Below are 22,905 nucleotides of genomic sequence, written 5' to 3'. Positions count from 1 at the left end.
ACACCGCACTAGCCGCTTCACCCTCCATCTACAGGCTCAGCGGCAACCGCTGGTCGTCTCCATGTTTCAGGTCGAAAATCGCGACGACTCCTGTACTCGTCCTCAACCAGAACTGCCGCAACACGGCCCTGGTCCCGGTCTTCCTAAACCTGGCGCCAACTGCAAGTCGTACGCCTCGATCAGCCACGGCTTCTCGACCTGGGGCAACCGCAGCCAACAGAGCGGCATCGCTGGCAACGGCACCAAATCCCACACGCTCAACAAAATCTGGATGGCCCGTAGCGCCGCAGGACGAGCGCCCCAACCAGTGCATCTACGACGAGGCGAACAACGCCGAGAACCTCCGCACCACCTGGCAGAACGCCATCTAGGCCAATGCGAACTGGATCCAGTTCACGACCTGGAACGACTTCTCCGAAGACACCCAGATCGCCCCGCCCAGCCACAACAGCAGCGTCTTCCTGGACCTGAGCTCCTACTACCTGACCCGCCTCAAGACCGGTAAGTGGCCGACTATCGCCAGGGACAACCCTCTACCTGATCCACCGCACCCAACTGGCAAGTGCCAAGCCCACCGCCGCCGACCCAACCAAATTCATGGCGCCCCCGCTCCGGCACCAGTACCCCTCGCGACCGCGTAGAAGTCCTGTCCTTCCTCACATCACCAACGACCCTCAAGGCGACCATCGGCGGCCAAGCTCAGCCTTACCAGGCAACCCGCGGCGTCCAGTTCAAGCTCTTCCCCTTCCGCCTTGGCGCCAACAGCACCTCAGCCATCAGAGTCGGCCAGACCACGACCGCGGTCACGTCCCCCCTCAAGGTCACTAACACCCCCGCGTCCAAGGCCTCTAATACTGCGCAGTCCAGCCGACGCAGCTAACCCAAGACTTCTCTCCTTGAGGAATCGCACGTTCCACAAGGCTCCGTAACGTACGGAGTACCAGCAGGAACGAGGGGAGCAAGAAATGTTGCGAGGATTCGCCACCATCAACTTCTGGGTCGAAGACGTCGAGGCCGCGGCCGACTGGTACGCCGAGCTTCTCGGAATCAAGCCCTACTTCAACCGCTCGGGCCCCGACGGCAAGCCTGCCTACATCGAGTTCCGCATCGGCGACTACCAGGCCGAGCTAGGCCTGATCGACAGCCGCTTCGGGCCGCCCGACGCCAAGGGCCCCGGTGGCAGCGTCATGCACTGGCACGTGGACGACCTCGAAGCCACCCTCGCCAAACTGCTCTCCATGGGCGCCACCGAATACCAGCCCATCACCGAGCACGGCCCGGGCTTCGTCACCGCCTCCGTAATCGACCCGTTCGGCAACGTCCTGGGCATCATGTACAACCAGCACTACCTGGACACCCTCGCCACCAGGGCCTAGCCGACAACCCCAATGCTGGCGGGCCCATCGGCCCGGCCCGCGCTCAGTCACCCACAATCTTCACCAACAGCGTCACCGCAGCCACACTGACGCCAAGGGGAATCGCAAGTCCTGGCTTGATCGCCACCACGCCCCCAATCAACACTGCGGCCATGATGATGACCAGGGCACGCGTGCTGAGCAGCGGCCGTGACTCTGGCGCGGACTCCGGTTCCTCGCGTCGTTCGCTCATGATGAGCTCGGCCTTTCGATCAGATGGGCCCTATGTGGCAGGCCAACCATGATGGTCTTATCGTCATGCATATGCAAGTGCTCGGTACAATGCACATGCATCGACACCTGTCTCCGGATCGTAAGATGACTGCTGAGCTGGGCGAGTCCGCCTGCGAGAGACTTGGGTCGACGACAGGAGAGTCCGTGGATCAGTTGCCGGTGGAAGCGGTGTCACCTCCCCGAGGTGGGCCGACCGTGCAGCGAATCCTGCTCGGTTCTCGACTCCGCCGCCTCCGCGAGGCCCGGGGCATCAACGCCGAGGAAGCCGGCTATGAGATCCGCAGCAGCCAGTCCAAGATCAGTCGCATGGAGCTAGGCCGCCTCAGCTTCAAGGAACGCGATGTGGCCGACCTTCTCACCCTCTATGGAGTCACCGACCAGGCGGAACGGGAGTCTCTGCTCGCCGTCGCCCGCGAATCCAACAAACCTGGCTGGTGGCAGCAATACACCGACATCCTGCCCCCCTGGCTCGTTTCCTACATCGGCCTGGAAGAGGCCGCCTCCCTCATCCGCAGGTTCGAGGCAAGCCACATCCCGGACCTCCTTCAGACCCCCGACTACGCCCGCGCGGTCGAGGCTTCCAGAGATCCAGCCGCTGAACCTAACGACATCGAACGCCAGGTGTCCCTCAAGTTGAGACGCCAGGAGTTGCTAAGAGAGAAGGGCGGCCCAACTCTGTGGTTCGTGCTGGACGAGGCAGTCGTCCGGCGACCGCTCGGTGGCAAAAGAACCATGCAGGCCCAGCTAGAGCACCTGATCGAACTGAGTCAGCTCTCGAACGTCCACCTCCAGGTAGTACCCTTTAGTGCCCCTCACCCCAAACAGGTCGGCTCGTTCACCTTCCTCCGATTTGCCGACCCGTCCCTCCCCGACCTAGTTCACATAGAGCAACTAACGAGCTCGGTCTTTCTGGACAGGCCGGATGACATAGTGATCTATAGAAGAGAAATTGACAGCCTAAGCGTCCTAGCCCTACACCCCGAAGGAACCCGCAACTTCCTCAGTAACATTGCCGCCCGCCTCAGAAGCTCAGGCGGGCGGGGAGGCCATCCGAAGCGTACGTCCTCGCAACAGCGCGGTTTTTAGCTGTGGCGCTGCGCTATGCCCCGCGGCGACGCCGAAACAGTTCGCGATGGTAACGGATATACTCCAGGCCTACCTTGTGTTTTGAGTTCACATCGACGACCCCCACTGGCACGACATGTATCTCGTTGATCACCTGGAGATCGTCCTCGATGGTGATTACTCCGAGATCGAGTTCGACCCGATGGTTAGGGCATAGGCACAATACATTCTCCGGTATGTCCGGCCCTTTATGTGGAACGGTGAGTGGCTTCAAGTGTGTAGTCGGGGTGATTTGGAAGCCCGCCGGGCTCTCGATAACCACGCCGCAGATCTGGCAGGCATAGTTATGGGCTTTGCTCACCTTCGCACTTATACGGCGGTCTCGATACACGCCTAGGGCCACTGGCTCCCATCGAGAGAGATCGACTCCAGCTCGATCCGTGGGTGTCCCAGTTGGCACAAGAGGGGGCCTACTGTCCTGCAATTTCTCAAGCCTGAACTGGAGCACCCGGAAGCCATCGGGCCGCACTTTGGTCCAGTAGTTCTCTACCGTGTAGAGCCCGTCGTATCTGAAGCCAGAGTCGGGAGCGAACGAAGACTTGCTGCCGGAGCCCCGCACCACCCGGACCGGATAACGAGAAGTGATGCTTGCGATGAGGGCGGCGTTGCCACTTGCGGTCGCGCGCTGGTCGGCTATCTGGATGCCGTTTTTCTGGCCGCCGTGCCCGGTGTAAATGATGACGTTGCCGCGATCTTCATCGTCTTCATATCCCCCCGAGACGACTATTGACTCGGCTCCTCCGGCGTCCTTCGTGCCACAAATGCCAGCTCGCAGTGGACGATGGACACCCGCCTCCCTTGCGTCTTGGCGGCTATTGAAGGGCTCTCTTTCGTCAACGCCAGGCACTCCGCCGTATCCGGGTGGTGGCTTGGCTTGCACGGCGGCCACATTCATGATGAACGGCAACGTCCCGCCATCATTCCGACGCTGTGCCCATGGCTCGGGGAGTCCTCGGCTTATAAGGTTCCGCCTTATGTGAGCAAAGATGACATCGAGAGTGAGTACACGCGCTTCATCAGGAATGCCATCCTGCATCACTCCAAGAAGTTCACCGGTAAAGGCTGTAAAATCCTCCTCCCTCGGGGCTAGTGCAGTATGGGTCGGCGGGGCGGAGGCGAGCACAAAGGTGCCTTCGATGTGAGTCTGGCTGGCAACGTCGCCAGAACCCATGGTGTCGACGGCGCTGCCGCTGAAACAGCAGTCGAGAATCACGACCTTATGCCGAGCTGGGCTGTGTAGAACTGCCTGACGTAGTACGTCGTACGCGACGGTTTTGAAGTAGCCCCGCCCCCGGTCGCGTGGGGTGCTTGGCCTGGCCAGAGTGAGCTCTCCACGGCCGTTCAACAAGCCGTGCCCCGCGTAGTAGACCACGAGGGCTTCGGTTGCTTCATCGCCCAGTGCATGCACGGGCTCGATCATCGCGTCTTGGTCGGCGGGATCCTCGACCACCACGCAGTGTTGCGGCGACAGGCCCCACACCTCGGACCGCATCAACTGTTCTTGGAGGGCCATGAGGTTGCGAGCCACGCCCGGAAGCGGTTCGAGCTCTGCATAATCGGCGGAGCCGATGAGGATGGCTCTGGATTTTTGCGGGACGGGTGGTTTCACGCCTGATCGTCGTCCAAGGCCTTGAGAGTTTCGGCGATCTCCGTGGGGGTTCCCGTGATCGTCCTCCCCTGGTATTCGATCGTTACGCGGGGCTCGTTCGGGCGAGAACGCCGCCAGCTCCGCACACTGAGTGCGATCAGCTCTCCGACCGTTGCGATGGACCCGGCGGCGGTGATGGCCACCTCGACTGCCTCAATACCGGCGCCCATCTCGCCGGGACGCGGCGGAGCCGACTGCAGGTTGACGGTGGTCCTACCTCGCAACTGGCGCTCCGCCCGAAGCCAGTCATGCAGGGAGTACAGCTCTTGGTCGTCCGGCGTGCCATCCACCCGCAGCAGAATCACCATCAGATCCCCCAATTCGCTAGGAACCAGGATATTTGCACAGTGATCGGTTCAGTGGCAGCACACGTCGAAATACTTGCTTGGAGGGGGAGTTGCAGGCGGAGGGATGGTCCCATACAGGAACGTCCGGCGATCGAGTTGTGCTGACCCAGGGTTGACTGTTGTGCTCAGCCGGTGTTGACCTTGGCGTAGTGGAAGACATCGGCAGGCAGTGGGTGGGTCAGCTCCCACAAAATCCGCATGGGACGCTCACCCTCGTGGCTCACGTACGTCATCGGCCCGGCGTAGAGGTACGGAGGAGAGCCGACTCGGGTCTCTCGGAGGAACAGATGAACTGTCGAACCGCGTTCGGCATGGTGGATGTAGCGCTGTCCGGTGTCGGATGCCACCGGCGTGGTGCTTTGTGACTCCCACTGGAACAGGGTCGGGGTGATCGCTCGATCCTCGTACATCGTGGTGGGAGAGAAGTCTTTCTCGCTCTTGTTGATGTTGACCATGAAGACGTCGGAGCGTTCCTGCTCAAACCAGCGGACCCCGGACACCCAGTAGCCAGGGCGGTCCATGCCGAACGCCGCCAGCAATTCATCCCGGCTGTAGCGCGCATGCAGCCGTACCGGCAGGTGAGCGATCTCCTCGACCACCGGCGTCACTCGATGGATGCCGTCCCAGAGCACATCGATGACAGCACCCAGTTCCTCGCGACGTGCCTCGTTCTCCCAGAGGCGCCGCAGATTTTCAGCCATCCCGCTGATCGGCCGCTTGCCATCCAGCGACACATGCAGCATGGCGAGCAGCCGCTGCTGCCGTTGGCTGAGCGACTCCGATGCAGGCGGCTGCGGAGCTGCAAGCGCCTCACGCAGAAATTCCAGCCGCTCAGGATCGTCCATATGCAGCATGCGCCCGATGGTCTTGCCTAGCGCGAGATCAACCTCCGCGTCCACGACAGTACGAGTGTCATAACCCGCGGTGCGGCGCAATCGGGCCCATCCACCCCGGCTGCCACGGTAGAGGTCTTCCAACTCTCGGCCCGTCTCAGCGAGAAACTCCCTGAGCGGCGGGTCGTCGAGCTCGCGCAGCTCAGCAGCCGCATCCCGCACACTGAACTGAAGCGCATGCTTGATGTTCGCCAGAACGATCTGACTGACCTCACGGTCGAGGTCAATCGCGCATCCGGCCGGCAGCGTCGGGAACCCAGCCTCGACTTCACGCGGAAGACGTCCGCGCGGGATACCCGTCAACGCCGTAAACCGCCGGTCAAACCGGAAGTCCTTGTGCTGGTGGCCAACGAAGTCCAGGACGGTGAGCACTGGCTTGTCCGGCGTGAGTCGCAGTCCACGCCCAAGCTGCTGAAGGAAGACCGTCGCGCTGTCTGTTGGCCGTAGAAAGAGCACCGTGTCGATGTCGGGGACGTCCACACCCTCGTTGAACAAGTCCACGGTGAACACCGCTTTGACCGACCCCTCGCGCAACTCCCTCAACGCTGTAGCACGTTCCTCACTGGACATCGCCGAGGTGACAGCTCGTGCAGGGATTCCGCGATAGTCGAACTGATCGGCCATGAACTGCGCGTGCTGAATGCTCACGCAGAAGCCCACGGCCTTCATCGCCGTGACGCTGCCAAGCTTCTCGACCAGCGCCTGTACGATCATGTCCACGCGAGTACGCGCGTTGGTGTAGAACTCGGTCAGTTCTGCCACGTCGTAGCCGCGCCCACGCCGCCACTTCACCCGGCTCAGGTCGGTGTCGTCGTGGATGCCAAAGTAGTGGAACGGCACCAGCAGCCCACGTTCGAGCGCTTCCCACAACCGCAGCTCGACATCTGGCTTGCGCCCGTCAAACCAGTGCAGGATGTCCTCGCCGTCGGTCCGCTCAGGCGTCGCGGTCAACCCAAGTAGCACCGTCGGTGTGACCCGATCGAGCAACGCGCCATAGCTGTCGGCAGCCGCGTGGTGGAACTCGTCCACAATGACCATGCTGAACGAGTCGGGGCCTAGCTCAGGCAACCGCTGCAATGACTGGATCGAGGCGAAGACGTGCTTCCAATCACCCGGACGGTTGCCGTCAACGAGCAATTCGCCAAAGGCTCCGTCCTTCAACACTGTCCGGAACGTAGACAGGCTCTGCTGAAGGATTTCCTTCCGGTGCGCCACAAATAGAAGTGAGTCGACCTTGCCCAGCCGACGCAGTCGCTCATAGTCGAGCGCGGCAACGATCGTCTTCCCCGTGCCCGTAGCCATGACCACAAGATTGCGATAGTGCCCGTGCACTTCGCGTACGGCGTCGAGCTCCTCCAGGATCTCCTGCTGGTACGGGTACGGCTGAACATCGATGTTGGCGATCTGCAGCGGTAGCTCGGCAGACCCCTTCTCCGCTCGTAGCGCCGCGTTCAGCCGCTCGCGATCCCGTTCCGGCTCGTACTTCTCGAACGAGGGCTCGTTCCAGTACTCCTCAAACGTCGCCGCGAACGTGTCGATCAGGTGCCCTTGCTCTGCCTGAGCCAACCGAACGTTCCACTCGACACCATCCAGCAGCGCCGCTCGTGACAGATTGGATGACCCGATGTACGCCGTGTCCAATCCCGACTTTCGTCGAAATAGCCAGGCCTTGGCATGCAACCGCGTTCGGCGCGTATCAAATGAAATGGCCACCTTCGCGCCGAGCTCCACGAGCCGTTCGACAGCCCGAGCCTCGGTCGCCCCCATATAGGTAGTGGTGATCACCCGAAGCCGCCCACCACGCTCAACAAAGGCTTGCAACTCATCCTCGATGAGCCGCAACCCATGCCACTTCACAAACGCAATCAGCAAGTCGACCCGATCCGCGGTGGCCAGTTCCTTGGCCACCTCCCGGCCGATCTGCGGCTGCTCCCGCCCGTTGACCAGCAACGCGCTCGAGGACAACGGGATGTCAGGCCGCACGGGAAACGTGACACCCCCATCAGGCGACCGCCCTGCCGCAATCCCGAGCAGCACGCCATCCGTAAGCAAGTCCTCAGCCAAGACAGACTCGGGGACCACAGCAGCGATGGCCTCCCCAATCTGATTGACCACCTTGACCTGGTCCTTCAGCCCACCCTTGCCGCCGCCGGCAATCTTCAGGGCCCGCTTAACAAGCGCCGCTGCATGCCGGACGAGCATCTCCTCGGCATCTACCGCCGCAAGCCCATCCCGCTGAACGAGATCAGGCTCGATATTCCGCAACCGCTCCTCAAGCGCAGCAGTCACCAGCGACTCATAGACCCCAGGAGCCAGCTCATCCATGCGGGCACTCTATGACCAACCCACCCACACCGCAGGGGGGTGAGCCGTGTTGCGGGTGAAGGCGCCACAGGCTCCCACCGTAGCGGCGGTCGTGTGCTCGCCTGCGTCCGCGTAGCAACGGGCCGTCAGATTGGGATCACATTCCCCGAGAGTCGCTTTTGACGATGCGATCAAGGAACTGCGCCGCGCGCGTTGAGTGGAAGCAGCCAGGGCGGGTCAATTGTGAGCCTCGCGGTTCTGGTTCTCTTCGAGAGAGCGCTCCTGCACATTCTGCGGTGACGACGGCGAACACGCCCGCGCCTGGAAAACCATGCGACCCGGCACCATGGCTCGGCTAGCCTGAGGTGTCCCCACAGGCGGCCGTCTACCGCTCTGTCACCCGGCGCGAACAACGCGCCCGCAACCAAGGGAGTTGCCGTCATGACGCGCACCCTCGTACGTGACCTCCGCCGACACATCGACGAGACCGTCACCATTTACGGGTGGATCAACACTCTGAGGCTGCAGCGCCGCATCCAGTTCGTTCTGGTCCGCGATCACACCGGCACTGTCCAGGTCACCCACCGCCGCGGCGGTGAAGGCGATGTCGTTGAGGACAGCTTCGAACGGGTCAGTGCTGAGTCCGCCGTCAAGGTCACCGGCAAGGTGGTCGACAACGCCCAGGTCAAGCTCGGCTCCCTGGAAATCGTTCCCGAACGAGTGGAGATCGTCTCCCAGGCCGAGACGCCGCTGCCGATCGACGAACACACCAACCTCGACCAACGCCTGGACTGGCGATTTCTGGACCTGCGCAGACCATCGCAACACCTGGTCTTCGACGTGCAGACCACCGTCGAACAGGCCATGAGAGATGTCGCCGCCAAAGAAGGCTTCACCGAGCTGCACACACCCAAGCTCATGGGCACAGCCTCAGAGTCAGGAGCAGAAGTCTTCAAGGTCGAATACTTCGACCGCACCGCATACCTGGCCCAGTCACCCCAGTTCTACAAGCAAATGGCCATCGCCGGCGGCATCGACCGCGTCTTCGAAATCGGCCCTGTCTTCCGTGCGGAACCCTCCTTCACCAGCCGACACGCCACCGAGTTCACCGGCGTCGACGCCGAGCTGGCCTGGATCGACTCGGTTGAAGACGTCATGGCATTCGAGGAACGGATGCTGCACCGCGTGCTGGCCGACGTAGCCGAGGCACACGGCGCCGCTATCAGCGAGCACTTCGACACCGAAGTGGCCGTCCCCGGGCTGCCTTTCCCACGCATCACCATGGCTGACGCCCTGGCCGAGCTCCGCGCGACCGGCTGGGACTCCGACGGGACCAAGGAGGACCTCGACCCCGAAGGAGAACGCGCGCTCTCTGCCCTGATCGCCGAGGAGACCGGGCACGAGTTCGTCTTCGTCACGCGGTTCCCCGCCTCAGTCCGGCCCTTCTACCACCTGAGACCTTCCGACGACCCGACCGTGACCGAAAGCTTCGACCTGCTCTGGAACGGCATCGAAATCACCACCGGAGCTCAGCGCGAACACCGATACGACGTACTAACAGCCCAGGCCCGCGAAAAGGGCATGGACCTGGAACCGCTCGCCGGCTACCTCAACTGCTTCCGCTACGGATGCCCACCCCACGGCGGCCTCGGACTCGGCCTCACCCGCCTCATCATGGTCATGCTCGGCCTGTCCACGATCCGCGAAGCGACCTTCCTCTTCCGCGGCCCGAACAGACTCGAACCCTGATCCAGATCCGGAGCGTTTCCGCTGCCAACCGGCTTCGGGCACTCGCCAGCCCATGTCTCCGCGGAATCGATGGTTGCGCAGCGGTTGGTCCTGTAGAGGGCGAGCACGTCCGCGACGCGGTCAACCGTCCGGCAAAGCTCGTTTGGAGTGTTCCGCATGCCAGGCAGCCGGTAGTGCCGTACTGGTCGGAACGGCCTGTGGCGGCAGTCGGGGGTTACGGACCGGACTCCCGCGTTCTCAGCCGACTGATCGGCGGCTTCCGTTCGGCTTCAGCTCGCGAGTGCCCGGGAGATAGGCGTGCTCTCTGGAGAAGGCCTCCTCCGTTCGCTGGACCACGAACTCCGCCAAGTCGTGAAGGTCGAGCGGTTGGCGCCGCATCGACGTGCCATCGAAGTCGTTCAGTGCGAGCGCGTGGGGTTCGACGCGGATGTTGAGGCCGCAGGGCACGGAGACAAGAGAGACACCTCGCTCGCTCTTGCGAATGACGCCGTCGATACCGCGGTGGGTGAGCAAGGAGTGCAGTTGTTCGGCGATGTAGGCGGGGTTCGCGCCTTGGCCTGGTCCCGGCATTGGGTGAGGCATAGGCAGGGTGAACCAAACCGCCTTCCCCCGCGCGGGCCAGCCGGCAAGGCGTGAGCGCGAAGGGTGACTACCCCAGGAGGCGGATACTGCAGCCATGAGGGCGATGCCCTTGCCGCGTTCGTCCAACAGATCAGCTTGCGTTTCTTCTGGCGCCGAACCGCGACGACCGTCGAAGACCGTGACAGCCAAGCATGGATGAGGATGCGTTCGAGCCCATAGCCACAGCTCGGGCGCGATGTGTGGACCAGAGGCCAGGTCACCCCTCGCGTGCTGATGGGCGTTGGTTGCCAGTTCACTGACGGCCAGTACGCCGTCGTCGATCACTGGGCGAGTGAATCCAAGGAAGCCCAGCACGGAACGGAGCGCCGAGCGAGCCTGCGATGCGCAGCGGGCGTCCGCGGGCAGCAGCCACGCGCAGGCTCCTCCGTTGGGGATAGCTGTGGGATCGCCACTCATCATGACTCGCCTCCGGCGGGGGGATCGTCGGGTCGCATCACCGCGACCCACGAGGAGGTTGACCTCAGGACCGCCTCAATCGTCGCGCGCTAGATTGGAATTCGCAATGCAGAAATTCAAACTCGACCAATTGGTGTTTGGATGTCCGATTCTTTGATCTCCCCTACGATCGTCTCGAAGTACGAGACCAGCGAGGAGGAACAGGTGGCCGACCCGAGGCGCAGTTCCACGGTCCGTCGGCGTCGGCTTGGCATCGAATTGCGGAAATTGCGCGAAATGGCCGGCAAGACCGCCCAGGAGGTGACCAAGGAGCTCGAGTGGTCACCTGGCAAGGTCACCCGCTTGGAGAAGGCTCAGGCGGTCAAGCCGATGGTCGTCGACACTCGTCTGCTTCTTGACCTCTACGGCGTCGCAAAGGATGACCCTCGCTACGAGGCACTGCTCACTCTTACCAGGCAAGCTCGTCAGCGAGGTTGGTGGAGTTCATACAAGGACGTACTCGACGACTCGTTCGTCGAGTTCGAGGCCGGCGCGGAGAAGATCCAGACCTTCCAGCTCACGACGATTCCCGGCCTGCTCCAAACGCCCGCGTACGCGGCGGCCATCAACCGGGGCGGTCTCATTCGCGACCCGGCGGAAATCGAGCGCCTGGTCCAGCTACGCATGGAGCGACAGGAACTTCTCGAACATGAGGATCCTCCCCATTTCTGGGCAGTCATCGACGAGGCCGTGCTCCTCCGGCCGTTCGGCACGCAGGCTGATCGGCGCGAACAGCTACGGCGTCTGATCGACACAGGGCCGCGCGGGCACGTCACGGTCCAGGTGTTGCCGCTTGAGGTCGGACCGCATCCAGCCATGGCCGGTTCCTTCGTCATCCTCGACTTTCCCGATGACGACCCGAGCCTGGTGTACGCCGAGACCCAGCACAACAGCCTCTACCTGGAGGAGCGCGAGGAGATCAGGCGCTATAGCGTGATATTCCAGCATCTGAGCGCATCCGCGCTCAGCCCGGACGCGACGATCGCGTACTTGGCAGAGATGGCTGACCGGCTCAAGTAGAGAAGGTTCCCACGTGAAGCCGATCCCCGCAGTCCAGCGGCTCGCCGTCTGGCGCAAGTCCAGTCACAGTCAAGCCGGAAGCGGCGATTGCGTTGAGGTGGCCAACGCTCGGGCGGCCAACATCCTGGTCCGAGACTCGAAGGACCCCAGCGGTCCAGTGCTCACCTTCAACAGCTCAGAATGGGCCGCATTCATCGCAGCAGCGAAGGCCAGCGACTTCAACGCAACTGGTTAGGAACCCAGGTCGGGGGTGACTCTCGCGGGAGAGATGCTGGTGACTTCGCTGTGTGGGAGCTCCCGGGGCCGCTTTAGGTTGGCCAAGGTCGACGCTAACCCAGCAGCGCCATGGGCAGCCAATGCGAGGAAACCCCTGAGGGCGCTCGCATCCAATGCCACCGCAGGCGGTTGAACGGTGCGATCAGGAGGGAGCCCGAAAGGAAAGAACGACAATGACACCGTTCACAATCAATGTATCCGGCTCTGAGCGGTACGATGGGGAAAAGCCGTACACGGTGGTCGTGGACGCTGACTCCATGACGCAGGCCAAACGCGCCGCGTGGCTGTGGTTCGTGTGGAACATCGTGTCGGAGTGCGGCCAGGTAGCCGCGGACGGAACCATTCTGGAGCGCCCTGACCTGGATCTACTGGCCGCCGCTCATAACGACGATGTCGTGGTCATCGACTGCCCGGAATTCCGATGCCATACCGGTGAGCCGTTCACGTGTGATGACCCTTACCACTACGAGAAGGACGTCACAGGGCAAAGCCAGAATTGCCATTGCACATTCAACTGGTATTGGGCGCACGATCAGGAGCCGATGGATCTGAACCGGCTCACGGAGCTGGGCTATCGGATCCCTGAGGCCGCTCCCTATGAGGAGGACCGATGGTGACCCCGGCCGAGCAGCAGCGACAGTGCCCGCTGTGCTTCAGGATCTCAGCCCGTTGCTGGGTGTCCGGTGGTGGTGAGGTCTTGTAGGAATGCCAGTTCTTCCCCGAGGGACCGCAGGATCGTGTCCTTCTTGCTCAGGTTGTGGCCTTCACCAGGGAAGACGACCAGGCGATGAACGGTTTTGAGCTCGGCAGCGAGGCGGATGGTCTCCTCAGCCGGGGTGATGACGTCGGCGTCACCGTGGAGAAGCAGGACCGGTGTGTTGATTTGCTGCGGGTTCACCTGGCCAGGCTGGTCCCCGGGCAGGAGGGCGGCGTGGTGGGCCTGGAACTTGGGGGCGGCGTCCTTCCAGGTGTTCGGATTGATGATGGGGCTGCGGGCGATGCCGGCGGTGAAGAGGTCGGTCAGTTGCAGGGCTCGTAGGGCGGTGTACCCTCCCGCGCTCGCCCCCCAGATCACGACCGTGGACGGGTCCGCGATTCCGGTTTCGATGAGGTGGCGGGCGAGGTCGGCGCAGTCGTTCGGGTCGAGTGTCCCCAACGGGCGTGGAGGGCCTGACGGTAGGCGCGGCCGTAGCCAATACTGCCCCGGTAGTCGACCTCGGCGACCGCATATCCGCGGCTGACGAAGAACTGAGTGTGCAGGTCGAGGCGGAACGGGAAGTGGCTGGTCGGGCCGGGGTGGGCCTTGACGATGACCGGCAGCCGGCCTTCGGCATCAGCCGGGATGTGGAGAAGGGCGTGGATCGGGGATTTGTCCGGTGCCCTCACTGCGATCTGCTGCGGCGGGTGGCCGCTTCCTGCTTTGGCCCGGCGGCGGCGAGCGTGGTGTGAGAGCCATCCGTCAGGTTGACCAGCTGGATGCCGGGAAGCGTATCGGGGCTAGAGCCGATGATCGCTAGCTGTCCGTCTTGCCCGGTGAGGTACGGCTTGATCGACGTGAAAGGGAGATCGGGCAGCGGCTGGAGCTCGCCTCGGTGCAGGAGACGCACCACAGTCCGGCCGCCGTTCTGGGCGAGAAGCGTGATCGTGTCGGTGGCGAGTTGAGAGTAAGTGCTGTAGCCGAACTCCCACTGGGCGACGGCGTGCTCTTCTTCTGCTGGACGGACTGGCCTGGCGGCGTTGCCGGTCCAGCGGTGCAGGTTCCACCATCCGCTGCGGTCGGAGATGAAATGCAAGACTCCGTCCGGGCTCCAATCGGGCTGGAAGATCGATTCATTGGTCCCGCCGGCGATGTGACGCGGCTCGCCGAGGGTGCCGTCCCGGTGCAGCTCAGCGAGGAAAAGGAAAGTCCCGTCCCACGGCATTTGTGGTGCGTTCCAGCACGTCCAGGCCAGTGAACGTCCATCGGGGCTCGGCCGGGAAAGGAGTAGAAGTCCCAGCCGGACGCGATCGTCTGAATGGCTCGGAGACGACCTTGATGCGCCGGTACTCCTCCAGCCCTCGCGCCAGTGTCCTGTCGCGGTATGCCTCCGCGGATGCCCGGATCGCCTCGAACCCGCCCGCACGCCAAGCGGTGAGCGTCTTGTCATCCACGGCGTAGTGATCCCGCAGTTCGACCTTGAGGAAGCGTCGTGCCTGGGTGTGCAGCGCGTTGCGCCTCTCAACCGAGATCAGCTCCATCGATCCCTCTCCTCAAGGTATTTGCGGACGAAGAGCTCGACCAGCGGCCCGGGGATCTCGACGAACGTTTCGTCGTCACCCAGATCACGGAGCTGTGCAGCGACCTCGGTGCCTCGACGCTTGCCCTGGACGAGCCAACGGCCGCGGTTGGTGGAGTAAGAGGTCCTAACGCAATGAACGTTGGAGGCGTCGCCAGCAGATGGGGAGTTCTTATTGGTTTGCCGCCAGTCAGCCCGGTTGGATAGGAAGCCTGGATGCTAACGGGCAGCAAGGTCGGGCTCAGGGCCCGGCGTGAGGACGACATTCCGATCCTGCAGGCCGAGCTCTACGACGACGTGGTCAACTACTCGCGGTCCAACGACCGGCCGTGGCGGCCGATCATGCCCGGCTCGAAAGACTCACAGTTCGTGGTGGACGACAAGGAGCAGGGGCACGTCCCGTTCTCGGTGGTGGAGCTGGACGGCGGCGCGCTGGTCGGCACTGCGACGCTATGGGGCATCGATAACCACAACCGGTCCGCGCACATCGGGCTGGGGCTGCTGCCGTCCTCCCGCGGCAAGGGTTACGGCACCGACGTGGTCGCGGTGCTGTGCCATTACGGTTTTGTCGTGCGTGGCCTGCAGCGGCTGCAGATCGAGACGCTGTCGGACAACGCCGCGATGCTGCGCTCCGCCGAGCGTAACGGCTTCGTCCGCGAGGGCGTGTTGCGCTCCTCGGCCTGGGTGATGGGCAAGTTTCTGGACGAGGTGCTGCTCGGGCTCCTCGTCCAGGACTGGAAGCCCGACTTGAAGGGCTAGGTTGCCCGACGGTCAAAGGCGGGCCGCGCGGAGCCGACATGGACGACCGGGGGCCGGAACGGCTGATTGCGTTAGGACCTCTAAAAAGGCCGGGCAGTCAGGGTCGTCGTTCGAGCCTGGGTCCATGCAGAAACGTGGCGATCAGGGCGCTGCCAGCGTCGGAGCTTTTCATGAGATTGCGCCTTCATGGGTGTCGGAGACACCTTCACGCCCGACCTCGAAGCCCTGTCAAGTACTCATGCCGAGGCGGCCACGTCGGAACTGGCTTTCGAGCACGGCGCCTTCGCCGCCACCGAAACCGCCCACTGCCGCATGGCCGAACTCCACCGGTCTCACGGCGCTGACCACGGCATACAGACGCGCCCCAGATAGACAAGGGAACCCTCGCGCTCGTCGCCCCGCGGCCTCGCATTGCCAAGGTCTGTACGCGACGCGCCGGGGCGGAATCGTTCCGGTGTCTGGGATGTTGTGGCGGGGGAAGGTTGAAAATTGAAGGGTGTTTGAATGAGTGACAAGCTGACCGTCGAGGTATGGACCGACATCAACTGCCCCTTCTGCTACGTGGGTGAAGGGCGGCTGGAGCAGGCGCTGGAGGCGTTCCCGAACCGCGACGAGGTTGAGGTCGTCTACCGGTCGTTCGAGCTGAACCCCGAGGCGCCCAAGGACGTTACTCGGCCAGTGGTCGAGGTCGTCGCCGAGAAGTACGGGACGACGGTTGAGCAGATCGAGGCCAACGAGGACCGGATCGGGGCGATGGCCGGCGAGCTGGGCCTGGATTACCGCACCCGCGGCCGGGACAGCGGCAACAGCTTCGACCTGCACCGGCTCACCCATTACGCCAAGGAGCAGGGCAAGCAGCGCGAGCTGTTCAATCGGCTCTACAAGGCTAACTTCGCCGAGGAACGGTCGGTCTTCGCCGACCGCGAGTTCGTCGTGGAGGCCGCTACGGAGGTCGGGCTCGAGCCGGCGGAGGTCCGCAAGGTGCTCGACGACCCGACCGCTTACGCCGCCGAGGTGCGGGCCGACGAACGGGAGGCGGCCCAGCTTGGGGCGCGCGGCGTGCCGTTCTTCGTGCTCGACCGTAAGTACGGGATCTCCGGCGCCCAGCCGACCGAGGTCTTCTCTCAGGCGCTCGACCAAGCCTGGTCGGACCGCCCCCGCCGTTCCCTGATCACCGTCGAGGGCACAGAGGGCGCGGAAGCGTGCGGCCCGGAGGGCTGCTAACCCTCGGAGAACCGCGTTCACGAGCACCGCTGAGTCTGCCGCTGCGAGTCGGCGGTGCGGCTCCCGGCCGACCTGTGCTGGAGCGTTGACAATGTCGCAACCTGCCGGTGGCCGGAAGGGAACCGAAGCGCCAGGGGCTCGCAGGCAGTTGACGATTTGGTGTCGGCTGGACGCTGCTCGTCCGAGGGGCCAGTCCCGCCTGCCACTCGCGGTCGCGGGGCTCAGGCAGACAAAGCCGCCAGTGCGGATCGCTTCTTCCATGTCTTGGCAACTCGCCCGCGTCTGGTAGCCGAGTCTCCAGAGTTGTTGGATTAGGGGTGCGATCTCGACGTCGAGGGCGACGGGATTCCCGGATGGTGATGGCGCGTCGACGGTGGGGCGGACCTGGGTCCAAGCCGCCACGGGTTCATCCCAATCGGTAGTCGGCCCAGGTCTGTGCTGCCCGAGCATGCTGCACGGCCCAGGGCTCTGAGCTGGTCTTCAGGTTGATCTTCCATTTGGCAGCGAAGGCTCCGGCGAACAGGTCGAGGTGGTCGGGTTCGGCGTCGGCCCATGACGCGAAGCGCAGTAGCCACTTCTCGGCCTCGGCGGGCTCGTGCCCGGCCCGCAGCAGCCAGGGCATTAGCAGGGCGGGCTCGACCCAGGCGGTGCCGCGCGCTACGAACGCCCAGTCCACCAGGTAGACGCGGCCGGGGGTGATGAGGAAGTTCGCCGGGTTGAGGTCGGCGTGAATCAGGCAGTCTCCGGCGATGGGTGAGACGTCCTGGACCACAGACTCCCAGCGCCGTTCGACGTACTTCTTCAGGGCATCGGGGGCGGGTGTGCGTTGGAGCGCGTTCACGACTTCGGTCAGCACCGCCAGGTCGGGAGACTCCGGGGAGAAATCAGCGTGGCGGCCGTCGACCTGCTCGAAGATGAGAGCAAGCCACCCCCCGGCTTCGGCCGTCCCGACAAGCTGGGGGGTGAACTCGCTGACGTGGGGGTTGATTGCGCTCTCCCAGCGCAGCGACCGGACTTCCGGGCCGTTCTGGTCGGTGGCGACCTTGCGGGCGGCCTTGACGAACACACTTCCGTGAGGCCCGCTCACGGTGGAGGCGATGTTCGCGTGATTGCCCTCGGAAGCCGGGCGGACATCGGTGATCGTGCCTGTGTGATCCTCGATGGCGACCCGGATTTCTGCGGGCAGTTCGGTCCAGTCGATGCGCATGGATCTTCCTTTGGAAGGTGCTAGTCGCCGATGGTGCCGCAGTTCTCCGGGCAGCAGGAGCGGGCGTCCGTCCACCATTCCAGGTCCACCCGGTAACCGGTGTTGAGCATCGCCATGAGGCCGCGTTCGGTGGCCATTCCGCTCTGGATGTCGGTGTCCATGATCGGGAGTTGGGGCATGTACCGGCCGGTGACCTTGTCGCAGACGTTCGCGAACATGCGTGTTCGCATCACCGGGCGGTGCCAGATCTTGTCCACGGAGCTGGGTTCTTGGCTTTGGGCGATCTTGGGAAGGCTGGGTGCATGGCACCGAGCAGCGGACGGCTGAGCCCCGAACTCTAATGTGTGATGGTGCAGTCTGCTGAGACGCGAGACGGCAAAGGCTGGGTGCGCCTCAAGGCTCTCAAGCCCGCTTACCAATAAACGTCCCGACGATACGCCTACGCCTGACCATTCCCAGCCCAGGATCTCTTCCGGTCGCAGCCCTACGAGACCGGGCGGACGAACCGCTCCGGTGGTACCACGGCGATCGGTACGACCTCCACCAGGAACTCCGGCAGGACCAGCCCGGGCACCTGGATCAACACGCTGGCCGGGGCGGAATCGGGTGAGAAATGCCGGGATCGAACCCGCTGGATCGTGGGCAGATCCTCGCGGTGCAAGAAGTAGATCGTCATCGAGACAATGTCGTCCAGCCGACCGCCTACGGCGGCGAGGATCAGGCGAACGTTGTCGATGCTCTTTTCCATCTGCGCCTCGATATCACCCGCGCCGACCACCTCGCCGTGCTTGTCCCAGGCGACCTGTCCGGTGATGTGGACAACCTCTCCGGTGCCCTGGATGACACCCTGCGAGAACGCTCTCCCGTTCGGTGCCCAGACATCTGAAGGGTTGAATCCGTCTGCCATGTGACTCCCTCGGGTCAAGGCCGACTGCAACTTGCTCCTTTCATTCCCATGGCCACAGCGTCAACTCAGACGCCAGCGCATCTGCGTGCTCGTCTACGGGGCAGCCAGTGTTGTGGCGGGGCTGCTGGTGCGCCGATCCGCTCCGGCGTGGTGTGGACATGAGGAGGGCTCCAGCGCAGCCGATCTCACCGAGCTTCAGGGTTCTGCTTCACCAAGGGATGTCGGAATCAAGCCGACGACTTGCTGTGGAGTAATTGTCAATACCTGTGGATGATGTAGATGTCGTGGCCCGTGCAGCGGTGACCTCCCGCTGCCTGACCAGGACCAGTAGAGTGCACGGATGATCGTCCGTATATGGCGGGGCTGGACGACGCCCGAGAACGCCGACACATACCAGTCGATCGTCAGCACGCGGGTCTTGCCGGCCATCGCTGACCTCAGGCTTGACGGGTACCACGGTGCCTACCTGCTTCGCCGCCCCCTCGCCGACGGCGAGGTCGAGTTCTCCACGGTCATGCTGTTCGACTCGATCGATCCCATCCGGGAACTCGCCGGCCCGGACTACGAAGTAGCTCACGTGCCGGCCGAAGCAAGGGCCGTCCTGGCCCGGTTCGACCAGCGGGCCGCCCACTACGAGACGCTGTTGACCCCGGACAGCACTCGGCCTGCCTGACCGGTGGCTCACGCTGCGCTGCGCTCGGGGCGCTCGACGAGTTGGCCGCGTTCGAAGCGGGCGCCGGCCCTGACGAGGGCGACGAGATGGGGTGCGTTGACCGCTCGCCAGTGGTCCTAGGCGGACTCGACGAGTTTGAAGACCATCGCGAGGGCGGCAGCTGCACTGCCCGCACCCTTAGTGACCTTGGTCCGGAGCCGCACGGTCGCGAAGGTCGACTCGATCGGATTGGTCGTGCGCAGGTGAATCCAGTGCTCGGCGGGATAGTCGTAGAACGCCAGCAGCTCGTCCTCGTCGTCGGTGATCTTCTTGACCGCCTTGGGGAACTTCGCGCCGTAGGTCATGGCGAACACCGTGATCGCCTTTGCGGCGTGGTCGCGGTCCTCGGCGTTGTAGATATCCTGCAGGGCCTTCTTCGCCCCGGGCTGCGCGGACTTGGGCATGCTGTCCAGTACGTTCGCGGTCTTGTGCACCCAGCACCGCTGAGGGCGGGTTCCGGGGAAGACCTCCGCGAGCGCGTTCCAAAAACCCCAGGGCGCCGTCGCCGACGGCCAGCTCAGGGCCGCGCATGCCCCGGCGGGCGCAGTCGCGCAGCAGGTCGGCCCACGATTCGGTGGACTCACGGTAGCCGTCGGCCATGGCGACGAGTTCCTTGGTGCCGTCCGCGCGCACGCCCATCACGACCAACACGCAGGACTTCGCCTCGGCGAGGCGGATCTTGAGGTGGATGCCGTCGGCCCAGACGTAGACGTAGTCGGTGCTCGACAGGTCGCGCTCGCCGAAGGCTTTGTGGTCGGCCTGCCATTGCGTGGTCAGCCTCGTGACGGTGGCCGGGGAGAGTCCGGCCGAAGAGCCGAGAAACTGCTCCAGCGCGGGCACGAAGTCCCCGGACGACAGTCCGTGCAGGTAGAGCAGCGGCAGCACCTCGCTGATCTTCGGTGACTTACGGGCCCAAGGCGGCAGGATCGCCGAAGAGAACCGCTTGCGCTCGCCAGTGGCCGCATCGACCCGGCGGTCGTTGACCCGCGGCGCGGTCACCTCGACCGTCCCCGCGGCGGTGGTGACCTTCCGCGGCTGGTGGTGCCCGTTGCGGACCACCAGCCGGCGCCCCCGCTTGTCCCTCTCGCTGGCGAGCTCGGCTATGTAGGTGTCGACCTCGGCCTCCAGAGCCGCGGCCAGCATCCGCATCGCACCCTCCCGCACGATTTCGTCGATCAAGGAGCCGTCCGGCGTGGAGCCGTCGTTGTTAACTACGCTGAGCATGGGCGTGCCTTCCCAACCGACGGTGCAACGTCGGCCTACTCGATGACCAAAGGTCGATCACTCGGGAAGGTACGCCCTTCGCGTCCAACCCAAGGCCGATCCACAGGTCTTGAGCATTGCTCCTTGCTGTGTCGCTCCGGGAGCTTGATGCGCTACGCCAGGTCCTTGGCATTCGGGGCGATCTTGGGAAGGCTGGGTGCATGGCACTGAGCAGCGGACAGTTGAGCCCCGAACTCCATGACTACGTCATCGCACACAGCACTGGCCCGGACACGCTGTTGGAGGAACTGGCGGCGGAGACGCTCGAACGGTTCCCTGGCTCCGCGACCATGCAGATCGCGCCGGAGCAAGGAACGTTCATGACCCTGCTCCCACAGGTGATCGGCGCGCGGAGCGCCGTGGAGGTGGGGACCTTCACGGGGTACTCATCGCTCTGCCTCGCCCGCGGGCTCGGCAAGGACGGTCGGCTGTTGTGCTGTGACGTCAGCGAGGAGTGGACGTCGGTCGCGCGGCGCTACTGGGATAAGGCCGGAGTGAGCGGCCGCATCGAGCTGCGGTTGGCGCCGGCGCTGGACACGTTGCGCGAGCTTTCGCCGGACGTGGTGTTCGATCTGGCGTTCATCGACGCCGACAAGCAGTCGTACGTGGCCTACTGGGAGGAACTCGTGCCGAGGATCCGTCCCGGCGGGGTCCTGCTGGTCGACAACACCTTGTGGTCGGGCGCGGTCGCAGACCCGGGCCGGCAGGACGACGTGGTGCGCACGATCCGCGCGTTCAACGATCACGTCGCTTCGGATGAACGGGTCGAGCAGGTGATCCTCCCGATCGGCGACGGGCTGACCCTCGCCCGTAGGCGCTGACGACCACCGGCCAGGCGGGGCACTATTAATTGGGGGTTTAAGGCGTCCCTTGATTCCTAGGGCGATCAGGCCATGGCTGGCATGTATGGCTTGCTCTTGATGGGCCAGTTGGGGCGCCGGACGGGCATTTGGCGCGCTCGTGCTGGTTACGGCTGCCGGAGATGGCGCCGTGTACCAGTTTGGACGTGACGGTAGAGGCGGCGTTGGTGTCGTCTTATTCCGCTGGGTCTGGCCAAGGGCCTGCGAGATCGACGTCGATGTCCACAGGGCCGGCGGGGATCAGGCCGAGCAGCAGTCGGGCCTGGTCGGGGACCTGCAAGCCGTCGGCAATGCGGCTGAGTTCTTCGATGTCTGAAACTTGGCCTGGGCGGGCGCCGCTCACCCAGTTGGAGATGTCGGAGCGATCGTGCTTGGTGAGCAATGCCAGGTCGATTTGGGTGCAGTCGTCGAATTCGTTCAGGAATAGACGGATTACGAGCCCGATGTCGCGGCGTTCGAGGGCTTGTTGAACGTCGTGGCGACGCCAAAACGCCTCCGGAACCCCTCCGGGATCGAAGGCTCTACGCCTGGTCACGTCGTCGTTCGCCTCTGATTCGTCCATCTCCCCGTCCAAGAGCGTAGCGGCGTGCCGCTGCGGCGCGAGGGTGCCTGGCGGGAGGATCCCTGGACTGCTTCCACGGAGGACGTGCCCACGGCGTCGTTCGCTATGCGGTGCAGGATTTCCCGTTCGCTGCATCCGTCTTCAAGAGGGGCTGTGAGGGGCGCGCTTTCTAGTCCTCGATCGTGATGCCCAGCGCCGATGCCAGAGCATCCAGCAGGCTCATGGCGTCGGCGCTGGACACAATGGCGCCGCTGAAGCTGGTGATGCCTTGCACGCCGTTCAGGTCGCAGCCGGCGAATCGTACGCCGCTCATCGAGACGTTGCTGAACTGCGTGGCGACGAGCTTGCAGCGCTCGAACCGGACGTTGTGTAGCTCGGCCTGTTGGAAGTTGGTCTCCGCCAGGTTGCAGTCCTGGAAGACGACATCCCTCAGGTGGGTGAACCGGAAGTTGGCCAGGTCTATCCGGCAGCCATCGAAGACCACGTCCCGCATGCCGCCCTCAGGCATGTGTAGGCCGGTCATGCGGCAGTTGGTGACGGTCGCGTTGACGATCCTTGAATTGAACAGGCGCGCGTTCGCCAGGTCACAGCCCTGGAAGACGACGTCACCGAAGCCTGCTCGATGAGCGGTCACTCCGGAGAAGCGGGTCTGGTCGAACAGGCAGCGTTCAAACTCGACGTCCTCAGCCTCGTCGCCGGTTACCGCCACCTGCCCGTACTCCAACGACAGGTACTTGCCGTCGTGCGTCAGCTCGGTGTCGGCGTCGGTCGCCGAGGTCAGTGTCTTGGGAAGCTTGGGCCCCTTGGGGATCCTGACCGGCGGAATGGTCGTTGAACGCGCACGCATTCGTCCGACCCTACTGGGCTGGAGACTAGCCAACCGGGAAATAGCCGCGAGCTGATCGCTCCTCGCGTCGACCCAGAAACAGGGCGGGCGGAGAACCGAACCTAAAGCGAGGCAGCCTCCTTCTACATGGACGGTTACGCCTCGCTCCCCGCTGGACATGTCGAGCCAAGGGAGCCCGCCGACTCCCCATGCTGCGCACG

22 protein-coding genes and 2 pseudogenes are annotated in these 22,905 nt (G+C 63.9%); 10 read left to right on the top strand and 14 right to left on the bottom strand.

Features of this window, described 5'->3' with window-relative positions; translation table 11 throughout:
* The first annotated feature begins 965 nt into the window (after nt 1-965).
* The gene (locus ACH34W_RS27690; protein WP_395964016.1) at nt 966-1,376 is read left to right on the top strand and encodes a VOC family protein; all 411 of its coding nucleotides are present in this window, start codon (nt 966-968) and stop codon (nt 1,374-1,376) included.
* 43 nt (nt 1,377-1,419) lie between these two features.
* Here ACH34W_RS27690 and ACH34W_RS27685 read toward each other — a convergent pair whose 3' ends face one another.
* Nucleotides 1,420-1,608, bottom strand: a complete 189-nt coding sequence (locus tag ACH34W_RS27685) for a hypothetical protein (protein WP_395964015.1) — start codon at nt 1,606-1,608, stop codon at nt 1,420-1,422.
* 125 nt (nt 1,609-1,733) lie between these two features.
* Here ACH34W_RS27685 and ACH34W_RS27680 point away from each other — a divergent pair, with 125 nt between their 5' ends.
* Nucleotides 1,734-2,735: a helix-turn-helix domain-containing protein gene (locus ACH34W_RS27680; protein ID WP_395964014.1), complete on the top strand. Its 1,002-nt coding sequence runs from the start codon at nt 1,734-1,736 to the stop codon at nt 2,733-2,735.
* A 13-nt stretch (nt 2,736-2,748) separates the two neighbouring features.
* On the opposite strand, the gene ACH34W_RS27675 is transcribed toward ACH34W_RS27680, so the two are convergent.
* From ACH34W_RS27675 to ACH34W_RS27665, 3 genes are all read right to left on the bottom strand, one after another.
* On the bottom strand, nt 2,749-4,383 hold the full coding sequence (locus ACH34W_RS27675) for a YDG/SRA domain-containing protein (protein ID WP_395964013.1): 1,635 nt from the start codon (nt 4,381-4,383) through the stop codon (nt 2,749-2,751).
* Nucleotides 4,380-4,730 carry a hypothetical protein gene (locus tag ACH34W_RS27670; RefSeq protein ID WP_395964012.1) on the bottom strand — a complete coding sequence of 117 codons (351 nt, stop codon included), beginning with the start codon at nt 4,728-4,730 and terminating at the stop codon, nt 4,380-4,382. Before ACH34W_RS27670 ends, ACH34W_RS27675 begins: the two co-directional genes overlap by 4 nt.
* A gap of 164 nt (nt 4,731-4,894) precedes the next feature.
* Entirely contained in the window at nt 4,895-7,987 is a 3,093-nt protein-coding gene (locus tag ACH34W_RS27665; protein ID WP_395964011.1) for a DUF3427 domain-containing protein, read from the bottom strand.
* Nucleotides 7,988-8,407: 420 nt separating this feature from the next.
* On the opposite strand from ACH34W_RS27665, the gene aspS reads away from it, so the two are divergent.
* Nucleotides 8,408-9,715, top strand: coding sequence for an aspartate--tRNA(Asn) ligase (aspS, locus tag ACH34W_RS27660; RefSeq protein ID WP_395964010.1), 1,308 nt, complete (start codon nt 8,408-8,410; stop codon nt 9,713-9,715).
* Between the two features lie 237 nt (nt 9,716-9,952).
* Here the strand turns inward: aspS and ACH34W_RS27655 are convergent, their stop codons facing one another.
* On the bottom strand, nt 9,953-10,753 hold the full coding sequence (locus ACH34W_RS27655; RefSeq protein ID WP_395964251.1) for an ATP-binding protein: 801 nt from the start codon (nt 10,751-10,753) through the stop codon (nt 9,953-9,955).
* Between the two features lie 204 nt (nt 10,754-10,957).
* On the opposite strand from ACH34W_RS27655, the gene ACH34W_RS27650 reads away from it, so the two are divergent.
* From ACH34W_RS27650 to ACH34W_RS27640, 3 genes are all read left to right on the top strand, one after another.
* Nucleotides 10,958-11,812: a helix-turn-helix domain-containing protein gene (locus ACH34W_RS27650; RefSeq protein ID WP_395964009.1), complete on the top strand. Its 855-nt coding sequence runs from the start codon at nt 10,958-10,960 to the stop codon at nt 11,810-11,812.
* Between the two features lie 13 nt (nt 11,813-11,825).
* Nucleotides 11,826-12,047, top strand: a complete 222-nt coding sequence (locus tag ACH34W_RS27645) for a DUF397 domain-containing protein (protein WP_395964008.1) — start codon at nt 11,826-11,828, stop codon at nt 12,045-12,047.
* A gap of 214 nt (nt 12,048-12,261) precedes the next feature.
* Nucleotides 12,262-12,705 (top strand): hypothetical protein, encoded by a 444-nt coding sequence (locus ACH34W_RS27640; protein WP_395964007.1) that lies wholly within the window; start codon nt 12,262-12,264, stop codon nt 12,703-12,705.
* A 44-nt stretch (nt 12,706-12,749) separates the two neighbouring features.
* Here the strand turns inward: ACH34W_RS27640 and ACH34W_RS27635 are convergent.
* The 3 genes and pseudogenes from ACH34W_RS27635 to ACH34W_RS27625 all read right to left on the bottom strand — a co-directional run bounded on the left by ACH34W_RS27635 (nt 12,750) and on the right by ACH34W_RS27625 (nt 14,326).
* Nucleotides 12,750-13,474: pseudogene (locus ACH34W_RS27635) on the bottom strand (alpha/beta hydrolase family protein).
* Complete coding sequence (locus ACH34W_RS27630) at nt 13,471-14,010, bottom strand: hypothetical protein (protein WP_395964006.1); 540 nt, start codon at nt 14,008-14,010, stop codon at nt 13,471-13,473. Before ACH34W_RS27630 ends, ACH34W_RS27635 begins: the two are co-directional and overlap by 4 nt.
* Nucleotides 13,976-14,326, bottom strand: a complete 351-nt coding sequence (locus tag ACH34W_RS27625) for a DUF6879 family protein (protein ID WP_395964005.1) — start codon at nt 14,324-14,326, stop codon at nt 13,976-13,978. The genes ACH34W_RS27630 and ACH34W_RS27625 overlap by 35 nt, the downstream gene beginning before the upstream one ends.
* Before the next feature lie 254 nt (nt 14,327-14,580).
* On the opposite strand from ACH34W_RS27625, the gene ACH34W_RS27620 reads away from it, so the two are divergent.
* Both ACH34W_RS27620 and ACH34W_RS27615 read left to right on the top strand, forming a co-directional pair.
* Complete coding sequence (locus tag ACH34W_RS27620; RefSeq protein WP_395964004.1) at nt 14,581-15,123, top strand: GNAT family N-acetyltransferase; 543 nt, start codon at nt 14,581-14,583, stop codon at nt 15,121-15,123.
* Between the two features lie 504 nt (nt 15,124-15,627).
* On the top strand, nt 15,628-16,347 hold the full coding sequence (locus tag ACH34W_RS27615; protein WP_395964003.1) for a DsbA family oxidoreductase: 720 nt from the start codon (nt 15,628-15,630) through the stop codon (nt 16,345-16,347).
* Between the two features lie 406 nt (nt 16,348-16,753).
* Here the strand turns inward: ACH34W_RS27615 and ACH34W_RS27610 are convergent, their stop codons facing one another.
* The 3 genes from ACH34W_RS27610 to ACH34W_RS27600 all read right to left on the bottom strand — a co-directional run bounded on the left by ACH34W_RS27610 (nt 16,754) and on the right by ACH34W_RS27600 (nt 18,461).
* Nucleotides 16,754-17,554, bottom strand: a complete 801-nt coding sequence (locus tag ACH34W_RS27610; protein ID WP_395964002.1) for a phosphotransferase — start codon at nt 17,552-17,554, stop codon at nt 16,754-16,756.
* A gap of 20 nt (nt 17,555-17,574) precedes the next feature.
* On the bottom strand, nt 17,575-17,811 hold the full coding sequence (locus tag ACH34W_RS27605) for a hypothetical protein (protein WP_395964001.1): 237 nt from the start codon (nt 17,809-17,811) through the stop codon (nt 17,575-17,577).
* Nucleotides 17,812-18,038: 227 nt separating this feature from the next.
* The gene (locus tag ACH34W_RS27600) at nt 18,039-18,461 is read right to left on the bottom strand and encodes a RidA family protein (RefSeq protein ID WP_395964000.1); all 423 of its coding nucleotides are present in this window, start codon (nt 18,459-18,461) and stop codon (nt 18,039-18,041) included.
* A 340-nt stretch (nt 18,462-18,801) separates the two neighbouring features.
* Between ACH34W_RS27600 and ACH34W_RS27595 the strand changes: the two genes are divergently transcribed.
* Entirely contained in the window at nt 18,802-19,134 is a 333-nt protein-coding gene (locus ACH34W_RS27595; protein ID WP_395963999.1) for an antibiotic biosynthesis monooxygenase, read from the top strand.
* An 8-nt stretch (nt 19,135-19,142) separates the two neighbouring features.
* On the opposite strand, the pseudogene ACH34W_RS27590 reads toward ACH34W_RS27595, so the two are convergent.
* Nucleotides 19,143-20,397, bottom strand: a pseudogene (locus ACH34W_RS27590) (IS256 family transposase).
* Between the two features lie 200 nt (nt 20,398-20,597).
* Here ACH34W_RS27590 and ACH34W_RS27585 point away from each other — a divergent pair.
* Nucleotides 20,598-21,257, top strand: coding sequence for an O-methyltransferase (locus ACH34W_RS27585; protein WP_395963998.1), 660 nt, complete (start codon nt 20,598-20,600; stop codon nt 21,255-21,257).
* A 214-nt stretch (nt 21,258-21,471) separates the two neighbouring features.
* Here ACH34W_RS27585 and ACH34W_RS27580 read toward each other — a convergent pair whose 3' ends face one another.
* The gene (locus ACH34W_RS27580; protein WP_395963997.1) at nt 21,472-21,858 is read right to left on the bottom strand and encodes a hypothetical protein; all 387 of its coding nucleotides are present in this window, start codon (nt 21,856-21,858) and stop codon (nt 21,472-21,474) included.
* A 169-nt stretch (nt 21,859-22,027) separates the two neighbouring features.
* Nucleotides 22,028-22,705 carry a pentapeptide repeat-containing protein gene (locus ACH34W_RS27575; RefSeq protein ID WP_395963996.1) on the bottom strand — a complete coding sequence of 226 codons (678 nt, stop codon included), beginning with the start codon at nt 22,703-22,705 and terminating at the stop codon, nt 22,028-22,030.
* Nucleotides 22,706-22,905: the final 200 nt, after the last annotated feature.

Source organism: Actinomadura sp. 6N118 (genome assembly GCF_044326415.1).
Taxonomy (GTDB): domain Bacteria; phylum Actinomycetota; class Actinomycetes; order Streptosporangiales; family Streptosporangiaceae; genus Spirillospora.
This window is presented reverse-complemented; position numbering and strand designations above follow the sequence as displayed.

Bases quoted from the DNA above. Each gene is read 5' to 3' on its own strand.
- ACH34W_RS27690 (WP_395964016.1), top strand. From the start codon at position 966: ATGTTGCGAGGATTCGCCACCATCAACTTCTGGGTCGAAGACGTCGAG.
- ACH34W_RS27685 (WP_395964015.1), bottom strand. From the start codon at position 1,608: ATGAGCGAACGACGCGAGGAACCGGAGTCCGCGCCAGAGTCACGGCCG.
- ACH34W_RS27680 (WP_395964014.1), top strand. From the start codon at position 1,734: ATGACTGCTGAGCTGGGCGAGTCCGCCTGCGAGAGACTTGGGTCGACG.
- ACH34W_RS27670 (WP_395964012.1), bottom strand. From the start codon at position 4,730: ATGGTGATTCTGCTGCGGGTGGATGGCACGCCGGACGACCAAGAGCTG.
- ACH34W_RS27665 (WP_395964011.1), bottom strand. From the start codon at position 7,987: ATGGATGAGCTGGCTCCTGGGGTCTATGAGTCGCTGGTGACTGCTGCG.
- aspS (WP_395964010.1), top strand. From the start codon at position 8,408: ATGACGCGCACCCTCGTACGTGACCTCCGCCGACACATCGACGAGACC.
- ACH34W_RS27655 (WP_395964251.1), bottom strand. From the start codon at position 10,753: ATGAGTGGCGATCCCACAGCTATCCCCAACGGAGGAGCCTGCGCGTGG.
- ACH34W_RS27640 (WP_395964007.1), top strand. From the start codon at position 12,262: ATGACACCGTTCACAATCAATGTATCCGGCTCTGAGCGGTACGATGGG.
- ACH34W_RS27630 (WP_395964006.1), bottom strand. From the start codon at position 14,010: ATGCCGTGGGACGGGACTTTCCTTTTCCTCGCTGAGCTGCACCGGGAC.
- ACH34W_RS27625 (WP_395964005.1), bottom strand. From the start codon at position 14,326: ATGGAGCTGATCTCGGTTGAGAGGCGCAACGCGCTGCACACCCAGGCA.
- ACH34W_RS27620 (WP_395964004.1), top strand. From the start codon at position 14,581: ATGCTAACGGGCAGCAAGGTCGGGCTCAGGGCCCGGCGTGAGGACGAC.
- ACH34W_RS27615 (WP_395964003.1), top strand. From the start codon at position 15,628: ATGAGTGACAAGCTGACCGTCGAGGTATGGACCGACATCAACTGCCCC.
- ACH34W_RS27610 (WP_395964002.1), bottom strand. From the start codon at position 17,554: ATGCGCATCGACTGGACCGAACTGCCCGCAGAAATCCGGGTCGCCATC.
- ACH34W_RS27600 (WP_395964000.1), bottom strand. From the start codon at position 18,461: ATGGCAGACGGATTCAACCCTTCAGATGTCTGGGCACCGAACGGGAGA.
- ACH34W_RS27595 (WP_395963999.1), top strand. From the start codon at position 18,802: ATGATCGTCCGTATATGGCGGGGCTGGACGACGCCCGAGAACGCCGAC.
- ACH34W_RS27585 (WP_395963998.1), top strand. From the start codon at position 20,598: ATGGCACTGAGCAGCGGACAGTTGAGCCCCGAACTCCATGACTACGTC.
- ACH34W_RS27580 (WP_395963997.1), bottom strand. From the start codon at position 21,858: ATGGACGAATCAGAGGCGAACGACGACGTGACCAGGCGTAGAGCCTTC.
- ACH34W_RS27575 (WP_395963996.1), bottom strand. From the start codon at position 22,705: ATGCGTGCGCGTTCAACGACCATTCCGCCGGTCAGGATCCCCAAGGGG.